Source organism: Bordetella flabilis, from assembly GCF_001676725.1.
GTDB lineage: Bacteria > Pseudomonadota > Gammaproteobacteria > Burkholderiales > Burkholderiaceae_B > Bordetella_C > Bordetella_C flabilis.
The window spans coordinates 478,423-499,206 of the sequence record NZ_CP016172.1 but is presented as its reverse complement, the minus strand read 5'-3'; the positions used below and the strand labels follow the sequence as shown (position 1 = coordinate 499,206).

The window sequence follows — 20,784 nt, the reverse complement described above, 5'->3', positions numbered from 1 at the left end:
CTGCAATTTTCTTCAATACAGGCGCGGCCGGTTTCGACACACTTTCGGGGAGGTATCCGATGTGTGTCCCGCCATGCAGCAATTCCTGATCGTCGCCGCAGCGCATTTCCTGGCCCTGCTTTCGCCCGGCCCCGACTTCTTCCTGATTGCCCGTACATCGCTGGCGGCCGGCTGGCGTGTGGCCAGTGGCGCTTGCCTGGGCATCGCGGCCGCCAACGGCGCCTTCATCGTCCTCGCGTTCGCCGGCACGGCGGCGCTGCGGCCCGCCAGCACACCCTTTATCGCGCTGCAGATCGTGGGATGCGCATACCTGCTCTATCTTGGCGTCCTGTTCATCCGCCACGCCGGCGCCAATACCCTGAACGCGGTACCGGCGCCCCCCGGCCATCCACCCGCGCGGGAACGCCGCACCGCTTCATGGCGGCGCGCCGTGTGCATGGGATTCTTGTCCGGCATCCTGAACCCGAAGAACGCGCTTTTCTACGCCAGCCTGGCGGCGATGCTGACCGGCCCCCATGCAAGCGCCGGCTGGAAAGCCTTCTACGGCGCGTGGATGTTCGCGGTTGTCCTGGCGTGGGATGTGGCTGTCGCCATCCTGATAGGGAATCGGACTGTGCTGCACCGCTTCGCGCGCGTCTTGCCATGGCTGGAACGGACATCCGGTCTCCTGCTGATGCTGCTCGCCCTGGGTGTGCTGGCGGCCCTGGTGGCGTGAGCCGCTCCAGACCGCTCACGGGCAAAGCCCACGGAATGACGCATCAAGCCCCGGAAGGAAAAGGACAAGGGAAGTCATAGCGCACGGACCGGGGGCGGGGATTGCCTAGGCCCGCGCAGGACCACCGCGCCCGGCGTTCCGCATGATGTCGATAAAGCGTTCGACCGCGGGGTTCACGCCGGACGGCTGCCGCGTTGCGATCAACTCCGCCTGGACCGTGCCGGGTCCGCGTATCCCCACGTAGGCGAGGGTGCCCGTGCGCATGCGGGAAAGCGACGCTGGAACCAGCGCGATGCCGAAGCCTGCCTCCACCAGCGTCAGATTGGTGGGGATCATGCTTTCCATCACAATGCGAGGCGCCTTGCCGCTCGCCGCGACCATCAACTGCTGCACCTGGCTGAAATAGCGTGAATGCTGGCGCGAGTACCCGATCAGTTCGTGGTCCAGCACGGTGGCCATGGATACCCAGCGCTTAGCCGCCAGGGGATGGTCTTTGCGCATGGCCACCAGCATGGGTTCCTGATAGACCCGCTGGGGTGACAAGTCCGGATCGGCGAAGGGAGGACGCAGCAGCGCCAGGTCCAGATGACGCTGGTGCAGCGCCTCCGGCATGGCGTTCGAGTTCATTTCGCGCAGGTCCAGCTGCACGGTCGGATAGCGCTTGCGGAATGCGTAGAGCACATCCGACAGATTCGAATACGCGGCGCTGGGGGTAAGCCCGATAATCAGTTGCCCGATCTCGCCTTGCTCGGCCTGCCTGACCGCCCGGACCATGGCGTCGGCGTCCTGCGCCAGCTTCTGCACGTGCCGGTACAGTTCGGCGCCGGCGGCCGTCAGCCTCACCGAACGAGTGGAGCGTATAAGCAGCGTGACGCCCAGGGTTTCCTCCAGCCTGCGTATGCTCTGGCTGAGTGGCGGCTGGCTGATATGCAGTCGCTGCGCCGCTCGCCCGAAATGCAGTTCCTCCGCGACCATGGCGAACGCCTGCAGCAAGCGGTTGTCGATCATCATTAGGTCGTCCAGAATATCAATTCGATCGTCAACTTAGTATTAGACAACATAATTCGCCGGTTCCTAGAATGACTGATCCGATGACCGTGGCAAGGCCACGCATCTTCCAAGGGGAACTCCATGCACGGATCTCGACGTAAATCCGCACCCGCCAGGCTTTGCGCCGTCGCCTTCGCCACATTGGCGGCCGTCTTATCCATCCCGGCCGGCGCCCAGCAAGCCTATCCGAACAAGCCCATCACCTTCATCGTGCCGTACGCCGCGGGCGGCAGCTCGGACACGCGTTCGCGCCAACTGGCGCAAAAGCTCGGCGATCTGCTGAAAGTGCCCGTGGTGGTGGAGAACAAGCCCGGCGCCAGCGGCAACATCGGTACGGCTCAGATCACGCGGGCGCAACCCGATGGCTATACGATCGGCCTGGGCAATTTCGCGCCGCTGTCGGTCAACAAGGCGCTTTACGCCGGCAACCTGGGTTTCGATCCGGACAAGGATATCCAGCCAGTCGTACTGATCGAGCGGGGCGCGATGGTGCTGGGGGTGAACCGGAATTCTCCCTACAAGGACCTGGACGAGTTGATCAAGACGGCCAGGGCCAACCCGGACAAGCTCAACTATGCCTCGACCGGCGCGGGCGGCGCGTCCCATCTGACGACGGAGTTGTTCAAGAGCAGTGTGGGCATCAACGCCACCCACGTGCCGTACCGGGGCGGCGCGCCAGCGGTCAACGACCTGATGGCGGGCAATGTCGATTTCTACATCGAACTGGCCAGCCTTTTCATGCCCTATGCCGAGGGCGACGCGCCACGCCTGCGCCTGCTCGCGGTTGCTTCGGAGAAGCGCCTGGCCGCGTTGCCCGATGTCCCGACTTTCCGCGAAGCGGGCGTGGCCGATATGGTCGTGTCGAACTGGTTCGGCGTCATCGCACCGGCTGGCACGCCCGACGCCATCGTCCGTATGTTGAACGACAACATCAACCGAGTGTTGCAGGACCCGGACTACAAGCGTACGGTGGAATCCCAGGGCGCGGAAGTCGCCGGCGGCACCCCGGCCGACTTCAAGGCCTTCATCGCCGACGAAAGCAGGCGGTGGGGCGGCCTGATCGCGCAGAAGCACATCACCCTCCAATAGTCCGGCGCCGGCGCGCCGGCAATAGTGGCGCAACGCCGGCGTGCCGTTCACCTGTCCACGCAATGACGCACACCGCAGCCTCTTCTCCGGAATCCCTTCCCCGCACGCCGCTGTTCGCCGATCGCGACCCGGGCGACGTGCTGCGGGAAATCGCAACACGCGATGCCGACATCCAGGCCTGGGCCTGGTTGCCCGAGGCGGCGCCGGAGGCCAGCGTGCGGCGACCCGGCGTCCTCGCGGGCGTAGCCTTCGGCGTCAAGGATATTATCGATGTCGCCGGCATGCCGACGCGCTGCGGCGCATTGGCCATGGATGCGGAACCCAGGGCCTTCGACAGCGCATGCGTCGCCCAGCTGCGCGGGGCCGGCGCCATTCCGCTGGGAAAAACCGTGACCGCCGAGTTCGCCTTTACGACACCCGGGCCCACTCGCAATCCGCATCGGCCCACGCATACCCCCGGCGGATCGTCCAGCGGCTCGGCCGCGGCGGTGGCCGCGGGGATGGTGGAGTTGGCGTTGGGCACGCAGACCGGCGGCTCGATGATACGTCCGGCGGCCTATTGCGGTGTCGTCGGCTACAAGCCCACCTTCGGCCGCATACACCGCATGGGCATGCACGTGCTATGCGACTCCCTGGATACCATAGGCTGGTACACACGCACGATCCCGCAAGCCCTGGCCGTCGCCTCGGTGCTGATGCCGGATCCCTCGGCGCCCGCACTGAGCAATCGCGCGCCCAAGGTCGCGGTGTTGCCATGCGCGTCGCTGGGCGCGTTGACCGGCGGCGCATCCGCGGCGATGGCGCAATGTGTGCATGCCTTGCAGGCGCAAGGCGCGACCCTCGTGTTCCCCTCGGTGGACGCGGACATCGACGAGTTGAACGCCCTGCACGGTTGCATCATGCGCTACGAGCTCGCACGGGGCATGATGTCCGTGGTGCGGGCACGTGGACAGCTGGTCAGCGAGCCATTGCGGCAGGCGGTTGAAGCAGGCCTTTCCATCGACCATGGCAGCCATGTGCGCATGCAGGCACGACGCCAGGCCTTGGCACGCAAGTGGGAAGACTTGTTCGGGGACATCGATTTCATCGTGGCGCCCAGCGCGCCCGGCGAGGCCCCGCACGGGCTGCGGAGCACCGGCTCCTCGGTGTTCAACCGTCTGTGGTCCCTGCTGGGCTGGCCTTGCCTGCACCTGCCAGTCGCCGTTGGCGACCAAGGGCTGCCCGTGGGGGTGCAGTGGGTGGCGCGTCCCGATATGGATTGGGCCCTATTGCGCTGGGCGGATGCGTTGCGCGTGGCGGGGCCGTTTCGGTAGAGCGGGCCGTCACGGATTGCCCCGCATTTTGTATCGAAGTTGATCCGCTCGCCGTGCGCATACACGGCCTTACAGAAGCTTCCTTCTCCCAACACAGTGCGGATACATGGGCTTGCGTAAATGCCTGCACTGTTCAGATCGAGGAGAAACGGATGTCCACAGAGATCAATCCCCAAAGACGACGCTTTATCGACGTCGCTGCGCTCGGCATCGCGGCCGCCCAGCTGGGCATCGCGGGAGCCGCTGTCGCCGCGCCCGCAAGCGCGGCACCGGCGGCCAGGCCCAACATGGCCCGCGGCGCCCATACGTCCTTCGCGCCGCTCAAGCACATCCAGGCCGGCGTGCTCGACGTCGCCTACGCGGAAGCGGGTCCGGCGGATGGCAAACCCGTCCTCTTGATGCACGGGTGGCCCTACGATATCTACAGCTACGTCGACGTCGCGCCCATCCTGGCAGCCGCGGGCTACCGCGTCATCGTTCCCTACCTCCGGGGCTATGGCGCGACGCGCTTCCTGTCCGCGGATACCCCACGCAATGGTCAGCAGGCGGCGCTGGCCGTCGACGCGATTGCCTTGATGGACGCCTTGAAGATCGACCAGGCCATCGTCGCCGGTTATGACTGGGGCGCCCGCACCGTGAATATCATGGCCGCGCTCTGGCCGGAACGATGCAAGGCCATGGTGTCCGTCAGCGGCTATCTGATCGGTAGCCAGGAACTGAACAGGACGCCGCTGCCGCCGAAGGCCGAACTCCAGTGGTGGTATCAGTTCTACTTCGCCACCGAACGCGGACAGGCGGGCTACCAGAAGTACACCCGCGATTTTGCCCGGCTTATCTGGGAACTCGCATCGCCCCAGTGGGCGTTCGATGACGCCACCTTCGAGCGGTCCGCATCGGCCTTCGATAACCCGGACCACGTCAGCGTCGCGATACACAACTATCGCTGGCGGCTGGGCCTGGCCGCCGGGGAAGCTCGCTACGACGATCTGGAGAATAAGCTGGCACGGTTTCCGTCGATCGGCGTGCCGACGATCACCATGGAGGGCGACGCCAATGGCGCCCCGCATCCGCCTCCCAGCGCATACGCGAAGAGGTTCTCCGCCCGGTATGAACACCGGCTGATTACCGGCGGCGTCGGGCACAACCTGCCGCAGGAAGCACCGGAGGCCTTTGCCCAGGCCGTTATCGACGCCGACCGGTTCTGAGGCGGCCCGTGGACCCGTGCAAGCGGGTTCCGCTCATTGTCCCTGGCTCGCCTGGGCTTTTTCCAGCTCGTGCCTGGGCTGGTCCCATCCCGAGGCGGGCGTCATCTCGCCTACCCGCGTCCGCACTTCGTCGATGCGGCGGCATAGCGCGTCTACGCAATCGGGTTCATCCGCAACATGGATGCCCTGCGTCATCGTGATGTGGGCGCATTCGAAGCTTCCTCCACCGGCCAGCAGGATCATGCGTGTCGGCGCTTCGTCGCACACCAGGGCAATCACGCCCGGGCTGACGCGTTCCGGCGTCAGGACCGCCGTGGCCTCGGGCGGCAATAGTCCCTCGGTCATCGCGGTGACGGCGCTGGGCGCCAGGCAGTTCACCCGTATGTCGTGCCTGGCGCCTTCCAGCGCGAGCGTCTGCATCAGGCCGACCAATGCCATCTTCGCGGTACCGTAGTTCGACTGGCCGAAGTTGCCATACAGGCCGGACGAAGAGGTCGTCATCACGATACGGCCATAGTGTTGCGACTGCATCTGCGGCCAGACCGCCTTGGTGGCGTTGACAGACCCCATGACATGCACGTCCAGCACCCGGCGGAAGTCGTCGAGCGCCATCTTCGCAAAAGTGCGGTCGCGCAGAATGCCCGCGTTGTTCACCAGGATATCGATGCGGCCGAACGCCGACATCGCCTGGTCCGCCATGGCCTGCATATCGTCATGGCGCGTCACGTCGCCGGCGTGGGCGATGGCCTTGCCACCCGCCTGGCGTATCTCTTCGGCCACGGCCTGCGCGCCAGCGCCCAGGTCATTGACCACAACGCAGGCCCCGTGGCGCGCCAGCTCCAGGGCATGCGTACGCCCCAGGCCGCCGCCGGCCCCGGTGACGATGGCGACCCTGTCATTCAATCTCATGGACATGCTTTGCCGTCCGTTCAAACCCGTTCGAAGATGGCCGCGATGCCCTGGCCGCCGCCTATGCACATTGTCACCAGCGCGTATCGCCCGCCGATGCGGTGCAGCTCATGCAACGCCTTGGTGGTGATGATGGCGCCGGTCGCGCCGATGGGATGACCCAGCGAGATGCCGGAACCGTTGGGGTTGACCCTTCCAGGATCGAAGCCCAGTTCCCTGCTGACCGCGCACGCCTGCGCCGCGAAGGCCTCGTTCGACTCGATGACATCGAGGTCGGCCACCTTCAGGCCCACCCGTGCGAGCAGCCTGCGCGTCGCGGGGATGGGGCCCGTGCCCATGATCGCGGGTTCCACGCCGGCGCAGGCATAGCCGACCAGTCGCGCGACCGGCTTCAGGTTCTGTATTTTCGCCGCTTCTGCGCTGACCAGCACCACGGCGGCCGCGCCGTCATTGACGCCCGACGCATTGCCCGCCGTGACGGTGCCGCCTTCCTTCTTGAAGGCGGGTTTCATGGCGGCCAGGACCTCCAGGGTGGTGTCGGGCTTGACGTGCTCGTCCGTGTCGAAATGGACCACGCCTTGCCGCGTCGCGACGGGCACCGGCACGATCTGATCCTTGAACCGACCGGCGGCGATCGCCGCCGCCGCGCGCTGGTGGCTGGTCACGGCAAGCTCGTCCATCATGCGGCGCGTGATGCCGAACCGCTCCGCGACATTCTCGGCCGTGATGCCCATGTGGACCTGGTGGAAGGGATCATGCAGGGCATTCAGCATCAGGTCCAGCATGGCCGAGTCCCCCATGCGGGCGCCCCAGCGGGCCGACTGCACCAGGTAGCCGGCGCGCGACATGGACTCCGAGCCGGCGCCGACGGCTACATCGCAGTCGCCCAGGAGGATGGACTGCGCCGAAGACACGATGGCCTGCAGGCCCGAACCGCAAAGGCGGTTGACATTGAACGCCGAGATTTCCTGCGGCAGCCCGGCATCGAGCGCGGCGATGCGGCTCATGTAGATATCGCGCGGGTCCGTGGTGATGACGGTCCCCATCGATATATGCCCCACGCTATCCGGGACGACCCCGGCGCGCCGGACCGCTTCGCGCACCACCGTCGTGGCCAGCTCGGCGGGCGGCACGGTCTTCAGGCCGCCACCGAAGCGGCCGATCGCCGTACGCACCGCCGAGACAACGTAGACTTCTTTTCCCATGACGATTCTCCGGTTCAGTCTACCCGGCGCACCGGAGGATAGGCGAACGTGCCTTCGAGGTGCGCACGCTGCGGCTGGTACAGCCGCAAGGTCAGGTAGAACCCCGCGTTCGCGGGGGCGGGCAGCCAGTTCCTTCCCGGGCCGGGATCATCCGCCTGGATGCAAATGCTGAGACCGCCATCCGGATCGCGCCGCAGCCCTTGCGTCCTGTCGCCGATCGAGTGGCGTCCGATGGGATTGGCCACCAGCAGGCAGTCGCTGCGGCGGTACAGCGTGATCGACCAGAAGGCCCCGACCTGCAATGCGTTGTCCGGCGCAAAGCGCAGTACATAGCGCCGGGCGCCGGTCAAGGCTTCACCCTCGGCGTCCACCTCGGCCATGATGTACATCGCCTCTTCGATACCCAGCGTGCCGATCCAGTTGCGGGCCACGCGCGCACGCGTCAGGTAATCGTCCCCGAAAGTGGTGCGCACATTGACCGCAGTCGTCCAGCCGCCGCCCAGTTGCGAGGGCTGGGCGACGTCGCGCAGCTCCGTGTACACATCGGACAATACCTGCTGCAGGGGCTCGGCTGCCGGCGGCCATCCCGGCAGCGGCCGCGCCGGTGGGTTGCGCGCCAGCATCGTGCGCAGTACGCGCTGGTATTCCGCGGCCTGCGGGACGCCGGTGTCACGGTTGTCGAGCAAGGTATCGACGCGCGACAGCGCCGGCGTGCCGTCGGGCCGGTAGATCGCGAAGCGGTCCTGCAGCGCATGGACCTTGGCCAGATCCTCCGCGGTGGCGTCCACCAGAATGCGGCCGATGACCCATACGTCGTTGCAGGGCGCGCTGATCCTGTGCATGTCGGCGGGAACTTCCCCGGCCCAGTCGGGGCCGTGAATGAACAGCCGCTGCGCGTCGCCGCCCGTGGTCCGTCGCCCGGCGTAGGCCCATGGGTTGGTCCAGGCGTCCAGGAAGCCCAGCACCCAGTAGCGCCGCCCCATCTCCGGCACGTCCAGCACCAGCGGCCCCGCCGAAAGGTCCAGCCAGGCGTTCGTGAACAGCGTGTCGTTGTTCGGGGTGACGACTTCCTTGTCTTCCGGACTGCGCAGCCGCCGCGTGTGCGTGAACTGGTTCACCCACCGCATCCTCGATGCGGGGCTGTCGCCGGCATAGCCCTGGGTGGGATGCTTGCGCGCGGTGTTGGAGGCCCGCATGCGGGCCATCTCGAACAGGGGCAGGGTGGCGATCACCGCCTCGCGAACGGAGGCCGGGTCGGACGCCGGCGCGCGGGTCAGCAATACGGCGTCCAGCGCGACGGCGCCCTGCCCCTCGGCCCGCACGACGAAGGGATTGAGCTCGACCGATTCCAGGCTGTCGCCGGCGGACAGGGCGAAGCGCGATAACTGCACGATGGCGTCGGCCAGCGCGGCCACATCCGCCATGGGAGCACCGCGATAACCGTGCAGTAGCGGCGCGGTTTTCAGTTCGCCGATCATCTCGCGCGCCTGCCGATGGTCCACGGGCGCCAGGCGTAGCGCCACGTCCCCGAGCAGTTCCACGTTCACGCCGCCGGAGCCGAGCATGACCACGACGCCCAGGACCGGGTCGCGGCGCGCCCCGAGTATGCATTCCACGCCGCCCCGCAGCATGGGCGCCACCAATACGCCATCGATGCGGGCATCGGGCGCGGCGTCCACCGCCGCCGACACGACGCGGTCGTGCGCGGCGCCCGCCTCGGCCTCATCGTGGATATTCAACGCCACGCCGCCGACATCGCTCTTGTGCGTGATGTCGCGCGACAGGATCTTCATCGCAACGGGGAATCCGATTGCCGAGGCGGCCGCGATGGCCTCGTCGCGGGACCCGGCCCGCCTTGCCGGCAGGACCGGTATGCCGGCCTCGCGCAAGACCTCCATTGCCTCCGCCTCGTTGTAGGGTCCGGCGTGGAAGGCGACACTGTCGGCCGTGCTCGCGTTTGCCGGACTGCCATTCGTCGCGCTCGCGCGGGCGCTGCCGATAAAGAACTTCATGGCGGCCATGACCCGTATGGCGCGCGCTGGATCGGCGAAACACAGGCATCCCGATGCCTCGATGGCGCGATGCTGTTCGGCCGGCACCTGCGCGCTGAATATCACCACCCGCCCGGGGAAGTCGCGCCGCAAGTCCCGCCCCAGGCTGCGCTGGATGTCCTGCATTGCGGCTGTACTGCCGAATGCAGCCAGGAAAACCAGCAGGCTGCCATGGCCCGCTTCGCCAAGCATGGCCCGGGCGGCCACTTCCAGCACTTCGGGTTCAGAGGTCACCTGGCCGGTGAGGTCCACCGGGTTGCGCGTCGCGGCCAACGGCACGCGAGCGCGGATCGATTGCTGCGCGGAGGACGGCAGTTCCGGCACGTCCAGCCCCGCATCGGCCGCGTCGTCCGCCATCATCACGCCGACGCCGCCGGAGACCGTCAACAGACCGACGCGGTCGTTGGCGGGCAGCCCGGAAACAGCCAGGCTATGGGCCACGTCGAAGAACTCCTCGATCGTTCGCGCGCGCCACGCCCCATGCTGCCGGAACAGCGCCTCGAACGCCGCGTCGTCACCGGCCAATGCGGCGGTATGCGAGGCGGCCGTGATGGCGCCAAGGGAGGTGCGGCCCACCTTCACCACCACCACGGGCTTGCCCGCCGCGCGCGCCAGGTCCAAGGCCTGGCGCAGCCCGGCGCCATCCCGGCAGCCTTCGAGGTAGGCCATGATGACCTGCGTGGCCGGGTCGCGGGCCATCCAGGCGATGCAGTCCGCCACGGCGATATCCGACTCGTTTCCCGTCGTGATCCACATGGAAAGGCCGACGTCGCGCTCGCGCGCCATGCCGTATGCATAGGCGCCGAAGGCGCCGCTCTGGCTGACGATGCCGACCTTCCCCGGCCTGGCCAGGCCCGTCGACACCACCGGGGAGAAGGTCGCGTATATCGAGCGGGCGACATTCATGAAACCCAGGCAGTTTGGCCCCAGGACCCGGATACCGGCCGCGCGCGCCTTATCGGCGAAGGCGCGCTGGGCGGCTTCGCCCGCTGGTCCCGTCTCGGCATATCCGGCCGAAAACACGACGATGTTCCGGACCCCGGCCGCGATCGCGTCGTCCAGCGCGGCGTCGGCGCCGGCAGCGGGTATCGCGAAGATCGCCAGGTCGATGGGCCGGCCCACCTCGCGCAGCGACGCATAGGCGGCGCGCCCTTCGATCTCCGCCGCCCGGGCATTGATGGGATATATCTCCCCGGCATATCCGTGTTCAACGAGATATCGCACGGGGACCGCGCCGATCTTGTTGCGGTTCGACGATGCGCCCACGACGGCGATGGACCGGGGTGACAGGAAGGAATCGAGGTCTTGCGAAATCATGGGAGCGAGGCGTCTCCGGAGGCTGGGCCGCCCAAGATACGCCCGCCCATTTTATCGGGCAAGACGAGATTTCCGTGAAACCTATAAGCTGATCTTATTTATCGACCGGCCCTCTCCGCCTCCACGGCGAAGTCCAGGAAGCTTTCCACCGCAGGCGACAGGAACGAGCGGCTGCGCGCGAAAATCGCAATACGCCAGGTAACGGTCGGCTGGAGCAAGGGCAGGAACACCAAGCCAAACCCCTGCACCAGCGACCGCGCCATGGACGGACAAATCACATACCCCGGCCGTACCCGCAGCAAGGAAAGCGCGGTATTCACGCGATGCACCGGCACGACCTGCCTGGGATGATGCCGCGGCGGCACGTTGCTCAGAACGTTCAGCGCCAGGTTGGGCATGTAATTGATCAGGGGACGATCGCGCAGCGCCTTCCAGCTTACCGACTCGCCGTCCGCGAGCGGGTCATCGGGACGCAGGGCCGCCCACAAGGGATCCACCCGGATCGTATGGGCTTCGAGCGCGTCGTCCGCCAGCACGCCGGCCGGCCCGAATCCCACGTCGGCGCTGCCGCTGTGCAGGCCCCCGAGCACCTGTTCGATCGGCACATCGTCGAAGCGTACGTCGATGCCCGGGTGACGCTGCCCGAACTGCGCAATCAGTTCCGGCACCAGCGTGCAGGAAAGCGGTTCCGGGGCGGCCACGCGAACCAGTCCACGGCGCAGCTCCTTCAGGTTGGTCACGCTCTCCAGCGCCTCATCGAGATTGGCCAGCACCCTGCGCACCATCGGTTCGAATGCCGACCCGACGACCGAGGCGCCGACGCTGCGCGTATTGCGATCCAGCAGCCGCACGCCCAGGCGTCCTTCCAGTTCCTTCACCAGCCCGCTCAGCGCCGCCTGGGACAGATGCATACGGTCCGCGGCCTCCGAAAAGCTTCCGCACTCCAGCACCGTCACGAATGCTCGCAACTGCCTCAGCGTGACTTCAAGCGCCATGACGTCTCCTTTGCATGCCGGCATATGCCCGCCGCGCCTTCGCGCCCGGGATGGGCGCGTCCCGTGGAGATTTATAACCCAGGCTTCTAGGTTCCCCGGAAATCTAAAATTGTCCCGATAACGGTGCACATCTATCATCCTGTCTCGAAGCGTGCGCCGCACCGTCTCGCCTTGATACCGGTGCCGGCTTTCATTCCGAATAAAGCGCTCAGGAGACAATCGTGAAACTGAACCGACGGACGCTATTGGGCGCCGCCGCGGCCGGCCTCTGCACCAGCCTCGCGCCACGGGTTTTCGCGCAAGGCGACTGGCCCGCGCGCCCTGTCAAGATCGTCTCGCCGTATGGCGCGGGCGGCCCGAACGATATTTCCGCCCGGCTATTCGGCGAATACCTGGGGCGCAGGCTCGGGCAAACCTTCATCGTGGAAAACAAGGCGGGCGCCGGCACCCGGCTGGGCAACGAGTACGTGGCGCACGCCCGCCCGGACGGCTATACCATCCTGTACGCCGCCGCGCCCTATGCGACGCTGGAAGCGCTGTATGGCAAGCTCGGGTACGACCCCAAGAAGGATCTCGTACCCATCGCCATGGCGGCCATGGTCCCGCTGTTTCTCGTGGTCAACGCGCAATTGCCGGTCAAGAACGTCAAGGAACTCATTGCCTACGGCAAGTCGCGAACCAACGGTTTGACCTTCGGCTCGCCCGGCAATGGGTCGCAACCCCACCTGGCCGCCGAACTGCTGTTCCGGGACGCCGATGTGAAAGGCCTGACGGTGCAGTATCGCGGCGACGCCATGGCGTACACGGATTTGCTGGCCGGCCGTCTCGATGGCACGCTGACAGCCATTACCGCTGCCCTGCCGCATATCCAGAGCGGCAAGCTGCGTGTCCTGGGCGTCGCGTCCGCCACGCGCAGCGAGATCTATCCGGAGGCGCCCACCCTGCGCGAACAAGGCTTGCCCAATGTGGTCGCATCAGGATGGTATGGCTTCATGGCGCCAGCGGGTACGCCGCCGGCCATCGTGGAAAGGCTGGAACAGGAAATCAACCGCGCGTTGAACGATGCCGACATGAAGCAGAAGTTGCTGGCACAGGGCATGGAGGCCCGCCCCGAAAGCGCCGCGGCATTCGGGAAGTTCATCGACAGCGAAATGGCCAAGTGGGGCGACGTGATACGCAAGGCCGGTATCAAGGGCGAGTGACGCAGGGAAGGCAGGCGCGGCGAAGCACGGGCTTATGGATGCCACGCCGTCCAGCTCGCGGATGGGTGCTTAGCGGGTGCACCGTGGCGGCGCAAGGGCGCGGCCCGTGGCGTCAGCCGCCTCCGTCTCCGGGCGACACGAAACTCCGGTCAGTTGCCGAAAACGCGTCGGAGCCGTTCCAATTCCGCCAGGTTCAGACGCTTCGCTTCCTGTTCGGCATAGTCGCGCTCCCCCGACTCGTATGAGCCTTCATACAGGCACTTCTTGCGGTTGGACTTGCACTGGTCCGCAACGCCGGCCGAGGCGGAACCCCGACTCGACGCACCGGGTACGGTCAAGGTCCCGCCCGAGGCGGTGGGTTTGGTCGAGGAGCACGCGGAAACAAGCGCGATAAGACAAGCGGCTGCAGCGCGGAGACTCAGCATTCGCATGGACATCTCCGTGCCTGCAGGGGTGCGATAGGGCATTTTCTTGAAGGCCGCCAAGGGATGGCTTGGCAGGGTAGCCCTGGAGCGGGCAGTGGAGACCGGACCCGGGGCGTAACCTGCTGATTCGTGAAGTGTTGACCCCGGCCGCGGCCGGAATGGGCTTGATTATGGACTTGGTGAAGAGGCGATGGCAACAGGAGAGAAGAGTCCAAGCGTGAAGAGATTTTGTTCTATTTGTCAGTCCTGCCCGCGTGGCGCGGCACGCGGTGGCGGAACGGTGGCCGGACTTTCCTGCGGCGGGACTGCCCGGGCAGACCGAAGGCCTAGCGCCGCCCAACGGGCAGCAAGTGCCTTGCGTGCTCATCACTACGCCTCAACGCCCCTTCGTAGCGCCGTGGGGAATCGGTACATCGGCACTCAAGCGGTCGAGCGCAGCACGAACATCCCACCCAGGATCGCGGCGGCCATCAGCACCCCGGCGAAAAGCGTCGCGGCGACAGGCATCCCGAAAGAATCGATCAAATAGCCCGTTCCGACGGGCAATACCCCGGCGGGGATATAGCCGCCGATATTCAGCACGGCGTTGGCTTCAGCCCGGCGCGCGCCGTCGACGTTCAGCCCGATCAGCGTCAGGCCGCCCAACTGTCCCAGGCCCTGGCCAGCGCCGGCCAAAAGCGCTGCAATGACGAGTGCCGGCGCCACCGCCGCATTGATGGCGATGCCGAGGCTGAACATGGCCAGCACTGTCGCCGCTGCACCGCCCAGCAGAATCGATCGCACGGACAGCCGCCGCACGGAGAACTGCACGCCGGTCGCGGTGAGGAACATGGCGCAGGCCATGCCGCCGGCAATCAGCGGGCTGTGTATATCGAGCAAGCGCGAGAGCAGAGACGGACCCAATGCCAGCACGAAGGACGTAGCCGTGATGCCGGGCCCGAAAATACTGATACCCAAAGCCAGGTGACGCCGGTTCACGGCCGGGACGGAAGGCAGCCGTATCCGCAACGGCTCACGCCCGTCCGGTGCGGGACGGCGCAACGGCAAGAGGCAGGCGACCACCAGCGCGCTGGCCAATACAAGCAGCTCGACGCCAAATACCGCCACGACGGGTTGCGCCATGGCTTGGGCCAGGCCACCGGCGATCAAGGGCCCACAACCTGCCCCGAACACCATGGCGACGGAAGCCAGCAACGCGGCCAGCCGTTTGCGCCCGCTTCCGCCAAGGTCTCCCACGGCGGCCATGCCTGCCGTAACGATCACGCCCACCGAGATACCGGTCAGCAAGCGGGCGATAGCGAGGGCCAGTACCGAGCTGGCGCTGGCAAATAGCACACACGCGGCCAGCGCGGCCAGCAGTCCGGGCAGCAGTACCGGCTTGCGCCCATAACGATCGGACAATTGGCCAGCGACAAGCAGGGTCCCGAGCAAACCCGCGATGTATACCGCAAAGATCACGGTCAACGTGCCGGCGGAGAATCCCATCTGATGCCGCCAATGTTCGTAGAGCGGAGTGGGCGAATTCGACAGCATGAACACCGCCGCAACCATCCAGGTGGCGCCCCACATGGGCCGCTGTGATTCGGTTGGGCTTGTCATCATTCGACGCCTGCGAGAGACCGGATCGCCTTGGGCGTGCCCCCCTGCCCACCGGATGACTTGCCGCCGCGCGGTGCGCCGAGGTAGCGCAGATATGCCGCGGCGCTGGCATCCAATTCGCCGTCGCTGACGTGCGCGACGCCGTTCAAGACGAACGGCGGCAAAAAGATGCCACCCACGCGGCGGACCGTCGCTTCGAACGGCCAGGTCAGCTCTTCAATAGTGTGCCCGACGGAGCCATCGTGCCGATATCCGGTTTCCGGCGTGAATGTCGAGATCGCGATGCCGAATTCCTTGCCCTCCAGTGCGTGGCCGCCCTGGCCATATGCCCATCCATACTCCAGCACTTCGTCGAACCATTTCTTTAGCAGGGGTGGGGAGCTGTACCAGTAGATGGGGAATTCGAAGACAACGCGGTCGTTCTCGCCGAGAAGGGCCTGTTCGCGGCGTATGTCGATTCTTTCGTCGGGATAGCGGCCATACAGGTCGTTGACCGTCAGGTTGGCGTCGCACCGGCCGCGCAGCGTGGCCAACCACGCGCGGTGGATGCGGGATTCCCCAAGTTTGGGGTGGGAGGCGATTACCAGGGTTTTCATGACGTCCTCACTAGTCTATGGGCGAAAGGCCGTCGCGATTGGCTGGGCCGTGGAGCCATAATCCGCCCCGCGGGCACCGTGGTAAATTCCCCAACACCTCACGTGCCATGTGAAAAAAATCCCATGTTCGACTGGGAAGACCTGCATGTCTTCTGCGTATTCATGCGGCATAGATCGCTGTCGGGGGCGGCGCGCGAGCTGCAGGTGGAACACGCGACGATCGCGCGGCGCATCGCCTCGCTGGAAAACGACCTGAAGCTGAAGCTGGTCGATCGCCGGTCCCGCTCTTACGTCCCGACGCCGCATGGGGATGCCATCGCCCACCTTGGCGAACGCATGGAAGAACAGGCCTTCGCGGTGGCGCGTACGGCGGAGTCCGGGCAACTTGGCATCCACGGCGAGGTCATGATCAGTTCTCCGCCTGTCCTCACCCTGAACCTGATCGCGCCCCGACTGGGCGAGCTGCGCCGGCAGCATCCCGCGTTGCGGCTGCGCATCATCGGCGAGACACGTACCGCCTCGTTGCATCAGGGGGAGGCGGACGTGGCGCTCCGCCTCAGCCGCCCCACGGGAGCCGCACTGGTAATACGAAAACTGGGAAGTATTCCCTTTCGCCTGTATGCAGCGCCTGATTACCTGAGCGAGTGCGCGCCAAGCGCCTGGACCTTCCTGGCCTACGACGAGAGTATGGAAGAGTCGCCGCAGCAGACGTGGCTGAAGGCGCATGCCAATGGCAGGCCCATCGTACTGTCGAGCAATCACCTCGATATCCAGCAGGCAGCGGCCGCGGCCGGTGCGGGCATCGTCGGCCTGCCTTTTTTCGCAGGCGACCGGGATCAGCGCCTGGTCCGCGTGGACAGCGACGGGCCGAGCCTGACACGTGATGTCTGGCTGACCGTACATGGCGATCTGCGCCAGGTACCGCGCATAGCCGTGGTCATTGAGTTTCTGAGTAATGTGCTGGGCAGCGCGCTGAAGGGGCCGGCTGCGGCGTAGAACCACGGGCAGCGCCCCCATCCCGATGCATCTATGCCTCCGGCACTTAGCTGGGAACTATCCGTAGGGCGACTGCTGGGCTCCTGGAACCGTAAGCGCGCCCTTGTTCTTGCCCGCGAACACGAACTCGTGGAATCTGCGAGTTCAGGCAACCACGCAAGCCGAGAAACTTAAGCTCTGCCCGGGCACAGACTGGAGATCCTGAATTTTCCGGCAGAGTTCCGGGAATGGCGCTCACTCGGCAGGAATGGGCCGTGTCGCGAGAATTGGAGCGGGTGATGGGAATCGAACCCACGCTTGAGGCTTGGGAAGCCGCCGTTCTACCATTGAACTACACCCGCATTGGCCGTACCGCTCGACACCACGCGGCAGGGGAAGGGATTATAGCGCGACCGTGGCGACGCGGGCGGACGCCGTTCCAGCACCGCCTGTCCCCGCCGCACTGCCGCCCCACTACAATGGCGGGCTATGACTATGACCTCTACCTCGAAGGGCGATACGGCCGCTTCGGCGCCGCTTTCTTCGGCCACCGAGGCCGCGTTGCCCTCTTCCTCGCAGGCCCTGAACAGCCCGGGCGCCGCGCATATCCGCAGTTTCGTGCATCGCCGTGGCCACATCACCCAAGGCCAGCGCGATGCGCTGGAACGGCTGCTGGACCTGTGGTCCATTCCGTACGAACCGCACAAGCTCGACTTGGCCGCGGCCTTCGGCCGGCAGGCGCCGACGATCCTGGAGATCGGTTTCGGCATGGGCGAGACCACCGAGAAAATCGCCATGAGCCGCCCGGATGACAATTTCCTGGGCGTGGAGGTTTTCAACGCCGGCGTGGGGTCCATGCTCAAGCGCATCGAGGCGTCGCAGTTGCAGAATGTGCGCATCATCCAGCACGACGCGGTGGAAGTGGTCCGCGACATGATCGCGCCGGACACGCTGGACGGCGTGCACGTCTACTTCCCCGACCCCTGGCCCAAGAAGCGGCACCACAAGCGGCGGCTGATCCAGCCGCCCTTCGTCGCCCTGCTGGCCAGCCGCGTAAAGCCGGGCGGGTATGTGCACTGCGCCACGGACTGGGAGCAGTACGCGCAGCAGATGCTGGAAGTGCTGGGCAACGACCCGCTGTTGCGCAACGCGGCGGACGGCTATGCGCCGCGCCCGGAATTCCGTCCCCAGACCAAGTTCGAAGCCCGCGGCCTGCGCCTGGGCCATGGCGTTTGGGACCTTATGTTCAAGCGAGTCGGCTGAATGCTATTTCCTGCGATCGAGCCCTACCGTCACGGCATGCTGGACACCGGCGACGGTCACCAGGTGTATTGGGAGCTGTGCGGCAATCCCGCGGGCAAGCCGGCGGTGTTCCTGCACGGCGGCCCGGGTAGCGGCTGCGCGCCGGTGCATCGGCAACTCTTCGACCCGGATCAGTACAACGTGTTGCTGTTCGACCAGCGCGGTTGCGGCCGTTCGCGCCCGCACGCGAGCCTGGAGAACAACACGACCTGGCACCTGGTGGAGGACATGGAACGCTTGCGCGTCGACGTCGCCGGGGCCGAGCGTTGGCTGGTGTTTGGCGGCTCTTGGGGCTCTACCCTGGCCCTGGCCTACGCGCAGGCGCATCCCGGCCGCACGGCGGCCCTGGTCCTGCGGGGCATTTTCACGGTGCGGCGGTCGGAGGTGCAGTGGTATTACCAGCACGGCGCATCGGAACTCTTCCCCGATTTGTGGGAGGACTTCCTGGCGCCCATCCCGGCCGAAGAGCGCGGCGACATGGTCGCCGCCTACCACCGGCGGCTGACGGGCACCGACGCCGCGGCGCGACTGCGCGCCGCCAAGGCGTGGAGCCGTTGGGAGGACAGCACCATAACCATGCTGCCCAGCACCCGACACCAGCAAAGCCATGCCGCCGACCTGGCGGCCTTGGCCTTCGCCCGCATCGAGAACCACTACTTCGTCAACGAGGGCTTCATGACGGAGGGGCAGCTCATCCGCGACGCGCACAAGCTGCGTGACATTCCCGGCGTGATCGTGCAGGGCCGCTACGACGTGTGCACCCCGATGCGGACGGCATGGGATCTGCACAGGGCTTGGCCGGAAGCCCAGCTCCATGTCGTACCAGACGCGGGCCATGCCTTCGACGAGCCCGGCATTCTTACGCGCCTGCTGGAAGCCACCAACCGCTATGCCGCAACGGGGCGGCCATAGGCCATACGTACGGAAGCACGACAACCATGGATATTCTGTTGAACGGGGAAGCGCGCCAGATCGGTCCGGGAACCACCGTGCTGGGACTGCTGGAAGCGCTCGGTTACGTCGGCAAACGGGTCGCGGTCGAAAAGAACGGCGAAATTGTTCCGAAAAGTCAGCACGCTGACGCAATATTGAAACAAAACGACAAGCTGGAAATCGTCGTCGCCGTAGGCGGGGGCTGACCAGGCGTCAAAAAAGGGGGCTGATGCACCGGGCCGGCCCCGGTCAACCCTCGCAACCTGTTACATGTGATTGACGCCCGTTCTGCCCAAGCATCCGCATAATCGACCCATGCCATCGGACTCGTAGCGTGTTCGACCGGCTTACCGGCGCGGATAGTTCCCCGCCCGCTCCGGTCACATCGGCCAGGGCGCACCCCTGGCCGTTTTTTTTTGCGCGGCGCTAGCGCATGCCGCCGAAGCGGCCCAGGCCCTTGATGCCGCCCATGGCCCGCATCATCTTGGCCATGCCGCCCTTCTTCATCTGCTTCATCATGCCCTGCATCTGCTCGAACTGGGCCAGCAGGCGGTTCACTTCCTGCACGGGCACGCCGGCGCCGGCGGCAATGCGCCGCTTGCGCGACGCCTTGATCAGCTCCGGCTTGGCACGTTCGCCGGGCGTCATGGAGTTCAGGATGCCTTCGGTACGGCGCAGTTGCTTGTCGGCCTGCCCGCCCTGCAACTGCCCGGCGGCCTGCTGGAACTGGGCGGGCAGTTTCTCCAGCAGCGAACCCATGTCGCCCATTTTCTTGACCTGGGCCAGTTGCTCGCGAAAATCGTTCAGGTCGAATTTGCTGCCGGACTTCAGCTTGGTCGCCAGCTTCTGCGCTTCGGCGATATCGATGTTCTTCTGCGCCTGCTCGACCAGCGACACGATGTCGCCCATGCCCAGGACGCGTTGCGCCATGCGGTCCGGATAGAAGGCTTCCAGGCCATCGAGTTTTTCCGAAACGCCGACGAATTTCAGCGGCTTGCCGGTGACGTGCCGTACCGACAGGGCCGCGCCGCCCCGCGCGTCGCCATCCAGCTTGGTAAGCACGACGCCGGTCAGCGGCAAGGCATCGGCGAACGCGCGTGCGGTATTGACGGCGTCCTGCCCTTGCATGGCGTCCACCACGAAGAGCGTTTCCACCGGCTTGACGAGATCGTGGAGCGAGCGGATCTCGCGCATCATCGCTTCGTCCACCCCCAGCCGTCCGGCCGTGTCGACGATCAGTACGTCGTAGTGGAAGCGCCGCGCATGGTCGACCGCCGCGCGCGCGATGTCTTCCGGCTTCTGGCCCGCGTCGGACGGCACGAAGTCCACGCCCACCTGGGCCGCGACGGTCTTCAATTGCTCGATGGCCGCCGGGCGATACACGTCGGCGCTGACCACGGCGACCTTCTTCTTGCCGGTCTTGCGGCCGCCCTGGACATGATTGCCCTCGGCCAGCCAGCGCGCCAGCTTGCCGGTGGTGGTGGTTTTGCCTGCGCCCTGCAGGCCCGCCATCAGGATGACGGCCGGTGGCTGCACCGCCAGCGATAATTCGCCGGCTTCGGGGCCCAGGTCGCCCCCCATCAAGGCGGTCAGTTCCTTGTGGACGATACCGACCAGCGCCTGGCCGGGGCTCAGGCTGCTGGCGACTTCTTCGCCCAGGGCTTTTTCGCGGACGCGGGCCACGAAGTCGCGCACCACGGGCAGCGCCACGTCGGCTTCCAGCAGCGCCATGCGCACTTCGCGCAGCATCTCCTGGGTGTTGGCTTCGGTCAGGCGTGCTTCGCCGCGCAGCGTCTTGACGACGCGCGACAGGCGTTGGGTAAGGTTATCGAGCATGAGATGCGTTTCCGCTTAAACTAGTCGGCTGACAGGGGGCCGGCATGGCGCCGGTTGCGTCGGCGCC

The 20,784-nt window shown here is 66.1% G+C and carries 17 protein-coding genes and 1 tRNA gene; 9 read left to right on the top strand and 9 right to left on the bottom strand.

The window, feature by feature from the left end; translation table 11 throughout:
* The first annotated feature begins 73 nt into the window (after positions 1–73).
* The gene (locus tag BAU07_RS02245) at positions 74–715 is read left to right on the top strand and encodes a LysE family translocator (RefSeq protein ID WP_066653510.1); all 642 of its coding nucleotides are present in this window, start codon (positions 74–76) and stop codon (positions 713–715) included.
* 105 nt (positions 716–820) lie between these two features.
* Here BAU07_RS02245 and BAU07_RS02240 read toward each other — a convergent pair whose 3' ends face one another.
* Positions 821–1,726, bottom strand: a complete 906-nt coding sequence (locus BAU07_RS02240) for a LysR family transcriptional regulator (RefSeq protein ID WP_084025131.1) — start codon at positions 1,724–1,726, stop codon at positions 821–823.
* Positions 1,727–1,846: 120 nt separating this feature from the next.
* On the opposite strand from BAU07_RS02240, the gene BAU07_RS02235 reads away from it, so the two are divergent.
* The 3 genes from BAU07_RS02235 to BAU07_RS02225 all read left to right on the top strand — a co-directional run bounded on the left by BAU07_RS02235 (position 1,847) and on the right by BAU07_RS02225 (position 5,372).
* Positions 1,847–2,854 (top strand): Bug family tripartite tricarboxylate transporter substrate binding protein, encoded by a 1,008-nt coding sequence (locus BAU07_RS02235; protein WP_066653507.1) that lies wholly within the window; start codon positions 1,847–1,849, stop codon positions 2,852–2,854.
* A 62-nt stretch (positions 2,855–2,916) separates the two neighbouring features.
* Positions 2,917–4,167 carry an amidase gene (locus BAU07_RS02230; RefSeq protein WP_066653504.1) on the top strand — a complete coding sequence of 417 codons (1,251 nt, stop codon included), beginning with the start codon at positions 2,917–2,919 and terminating at the stop codon, positions 4,165–4,167.
* Between the two features lie 152 nt (positions 4,168–4,319).
* Complete coding sequence (locus BAU07_RS02225; protein ID WP_066653501.1) at positions 4,320–5,372, top strand: alpha/beta fold hydrolase; 1,053 nt, start codon at positions 4,320–4,322, stop codon at positions 5,370–5,372.
* A gap of 33 nt (positions 5,373–5,405) precedes the next feature.
* Here BAU07_RS02225 and BAU07_RS02220 read toward each other — a convergent pair whose 3' ends face one another.
* The 4 genes from BAU07_RS02220 to BAU07_RS02205 all read right to left on the bottom strand — a co-directional run bounded on the left by BAU07_RS02220 (position 5,406) and on the right by BAU07_RS02205 (position 11,849).
* Positions 5,406–6,287, bottom strand: coding sequence for an SDR family NAD(P)-dependent oxidoreductase (locus tag BAU07_RS02220; RefSeq protein WP_066653494.1), 882 nt, complete (start codon positions 6,285–6,287; stop codon positions 5,406–5,408).
* Positions 6,288–6,301: 14 nt separating this feature from the next.
* Positions 6,302–7,486, bottom strand: coding sequence for an acetyl-CoA C-acyltransferase family protein (locus BAU07_RS02215; protein WP_066653492.1), 1,185 nt, complete (start codon positions 7,484–7,486; stop codon positions 6,302–6,304).
* 14 nt (positions 7,487–7,500) lie between these two features.
* Positions 7,501–10,854 carry an acetate--CoA ligase family protein gene (locus BAU07_RS02210; RefSeq protein WP_066653490.1) on the bottom strand — a complete coding sequence of 1,118 codons (3,354 nt, stop codon included), beginning with the start codon at positions 10,852–10,854 and terminating at the stop codon, positions 7,501–7,503.
* Between the two features lie 98 nt (positions 10,855–10,952).
* Positions 10,953–11,849 carry a LysR family transcriptional regulator gene (locus BAU07_RS02205; RefSeq protein WP_066653488.1) on the bottom strand — a complete coding sequence of 299 codons (897 nt, stop codon included), beginning with the start codon at positions 11,847–11,849 and terminating at the stop codon, positions 10,953–10,955.
* A 221-nt stretch (positions 11,850–12,070) separates the two neighbouring features.
* On the opposite strand from BAU07_RS02205, the gene BAU07_RS02200 reads away from it, so the two are divergent.
* Positions 12,071–13,051 carry a Bug family tripartite tricarboxylate transporter substrate binding protein gene (locus BAU07_RS02200; RefSeq protein ID WP_066653486.1) on the top strand — a complete coding sequence of 327 codons (981 nt, stop codon included), beginning with the start codon at positions 12,071–12,073 and terminating at the stop codon, positions 13,049–13,051.
* Between the two features lie 845 nt (positions 13,052–13,896).
* Here the strand turns inward: BAU07_RS02200 and BAU07_RS02190 are convergent.
* Complete coding sequence (locus BAU07_RS02190; RefSeq protein ID WP_066653483.1) at positions 13,897–15,078, bottom strand: MFS transporter; 1,182 nt, start codon at positions 15,076–15,078, stop codon at positions 13,897–13,899.
* Positions 15,075–15,671 carry an NAD(P)H-dependent oxidoreductase gene (locus tag BAU07_RS02185; protein ID WP_066653480.1) on the bottom strand — a complete coding sequence of 199 codons (597 nt, stop codon included), beginning with the start codon at positions 15,669–15,671 and terminating at the stop codon, positions 15,075–15,077. Before BAU07_RS02185 ends, BAU07_RS02190 begins: the two co-directional genes overlap by 4 nt.
* 123 nt (positions 15,672–15,794) lie before the next feature.
* Here BAU07_RS02185 and BAU07_RS02180 point away from each other — a divergent pair, with 123 nt between their 5' ends.
* On the top strand, positions 15,795–16,667 hold the full coding sequence (locus tag BAU07_RS02180) for a LysR family transcriptional regulator (RefSeq protein ID WP_066653478.1): 873 nt from the start codon (positions 15,795–15,797) through the stop codon (positions 16,665–16,667).
* A 267-nt stretch (positions 16,668–16,934) separates the two neighbouring features.
* Here the strand turns inward: BAU07_RS02180 and BAU07_RS02175 are convergent.
* Positions 16,935–17,008 (bottom strand) — tRNA-Gly (locus tag BAU07_RS02175).
* Between the two features lie 133 nt (positions 17,009–17,141).
* On the opposite strand from BAU07_RS02175, the gene trmB reads away from it, so the two are divergent.
* From trmB to thiS, 3 genes are read left to right on the top strand one after another with little or no spacing between them, the layout of a single operon-like run.
* Entirely contained in the window at positions 17,142–17,909 is a 768-nt protein-coding gene (gene trmB, locus BAU07_RS02170; RefSeq protein WP_084025128.1) for a tRNA (guanosine(46)-N7)-methyltransferase TrmB, read from the top strand.
* Positions 17,910–18,860, top strand: a complete 951-nt coding sequence (gene pip, locus BAU07_RS02165; protein ID WP_066653470.1) for a prolyl aminopeptidase — start codon at positions 17,910–17,912, stop codon at positions 18,858–18,860. It abuts the gene before it with no gap.
* 26 nt (positions 18,861–18,886) lie between these two features.
* Positions 18,887–19,087, top strand: a complete 201-nt coding sequence (thiS, locus tag BAU07_RS02160) for a sulfur carrier protein ThiS (RefSeq protein WP_066653468.1) — start codon at positions 18,887–18,889, stop codon at positions 19,085–19,087.
* Positions 19,088–19,307: 220 nt separating this feature from the next.
* On the opposite strand, the gene ffh is transcribed toward thiS, so the two are convergent.
* Entirely contained in the window at positions 19,308–20,717 is a 1,410-nt protein-coding gene (gene ffh, locus BAU07_RS02155) for a signal recognition particle protein (protein WP_066653464.1), read from the bottom strand.
* Positions 20,718–20,784 lie beyond the last annotated feature (67 nt).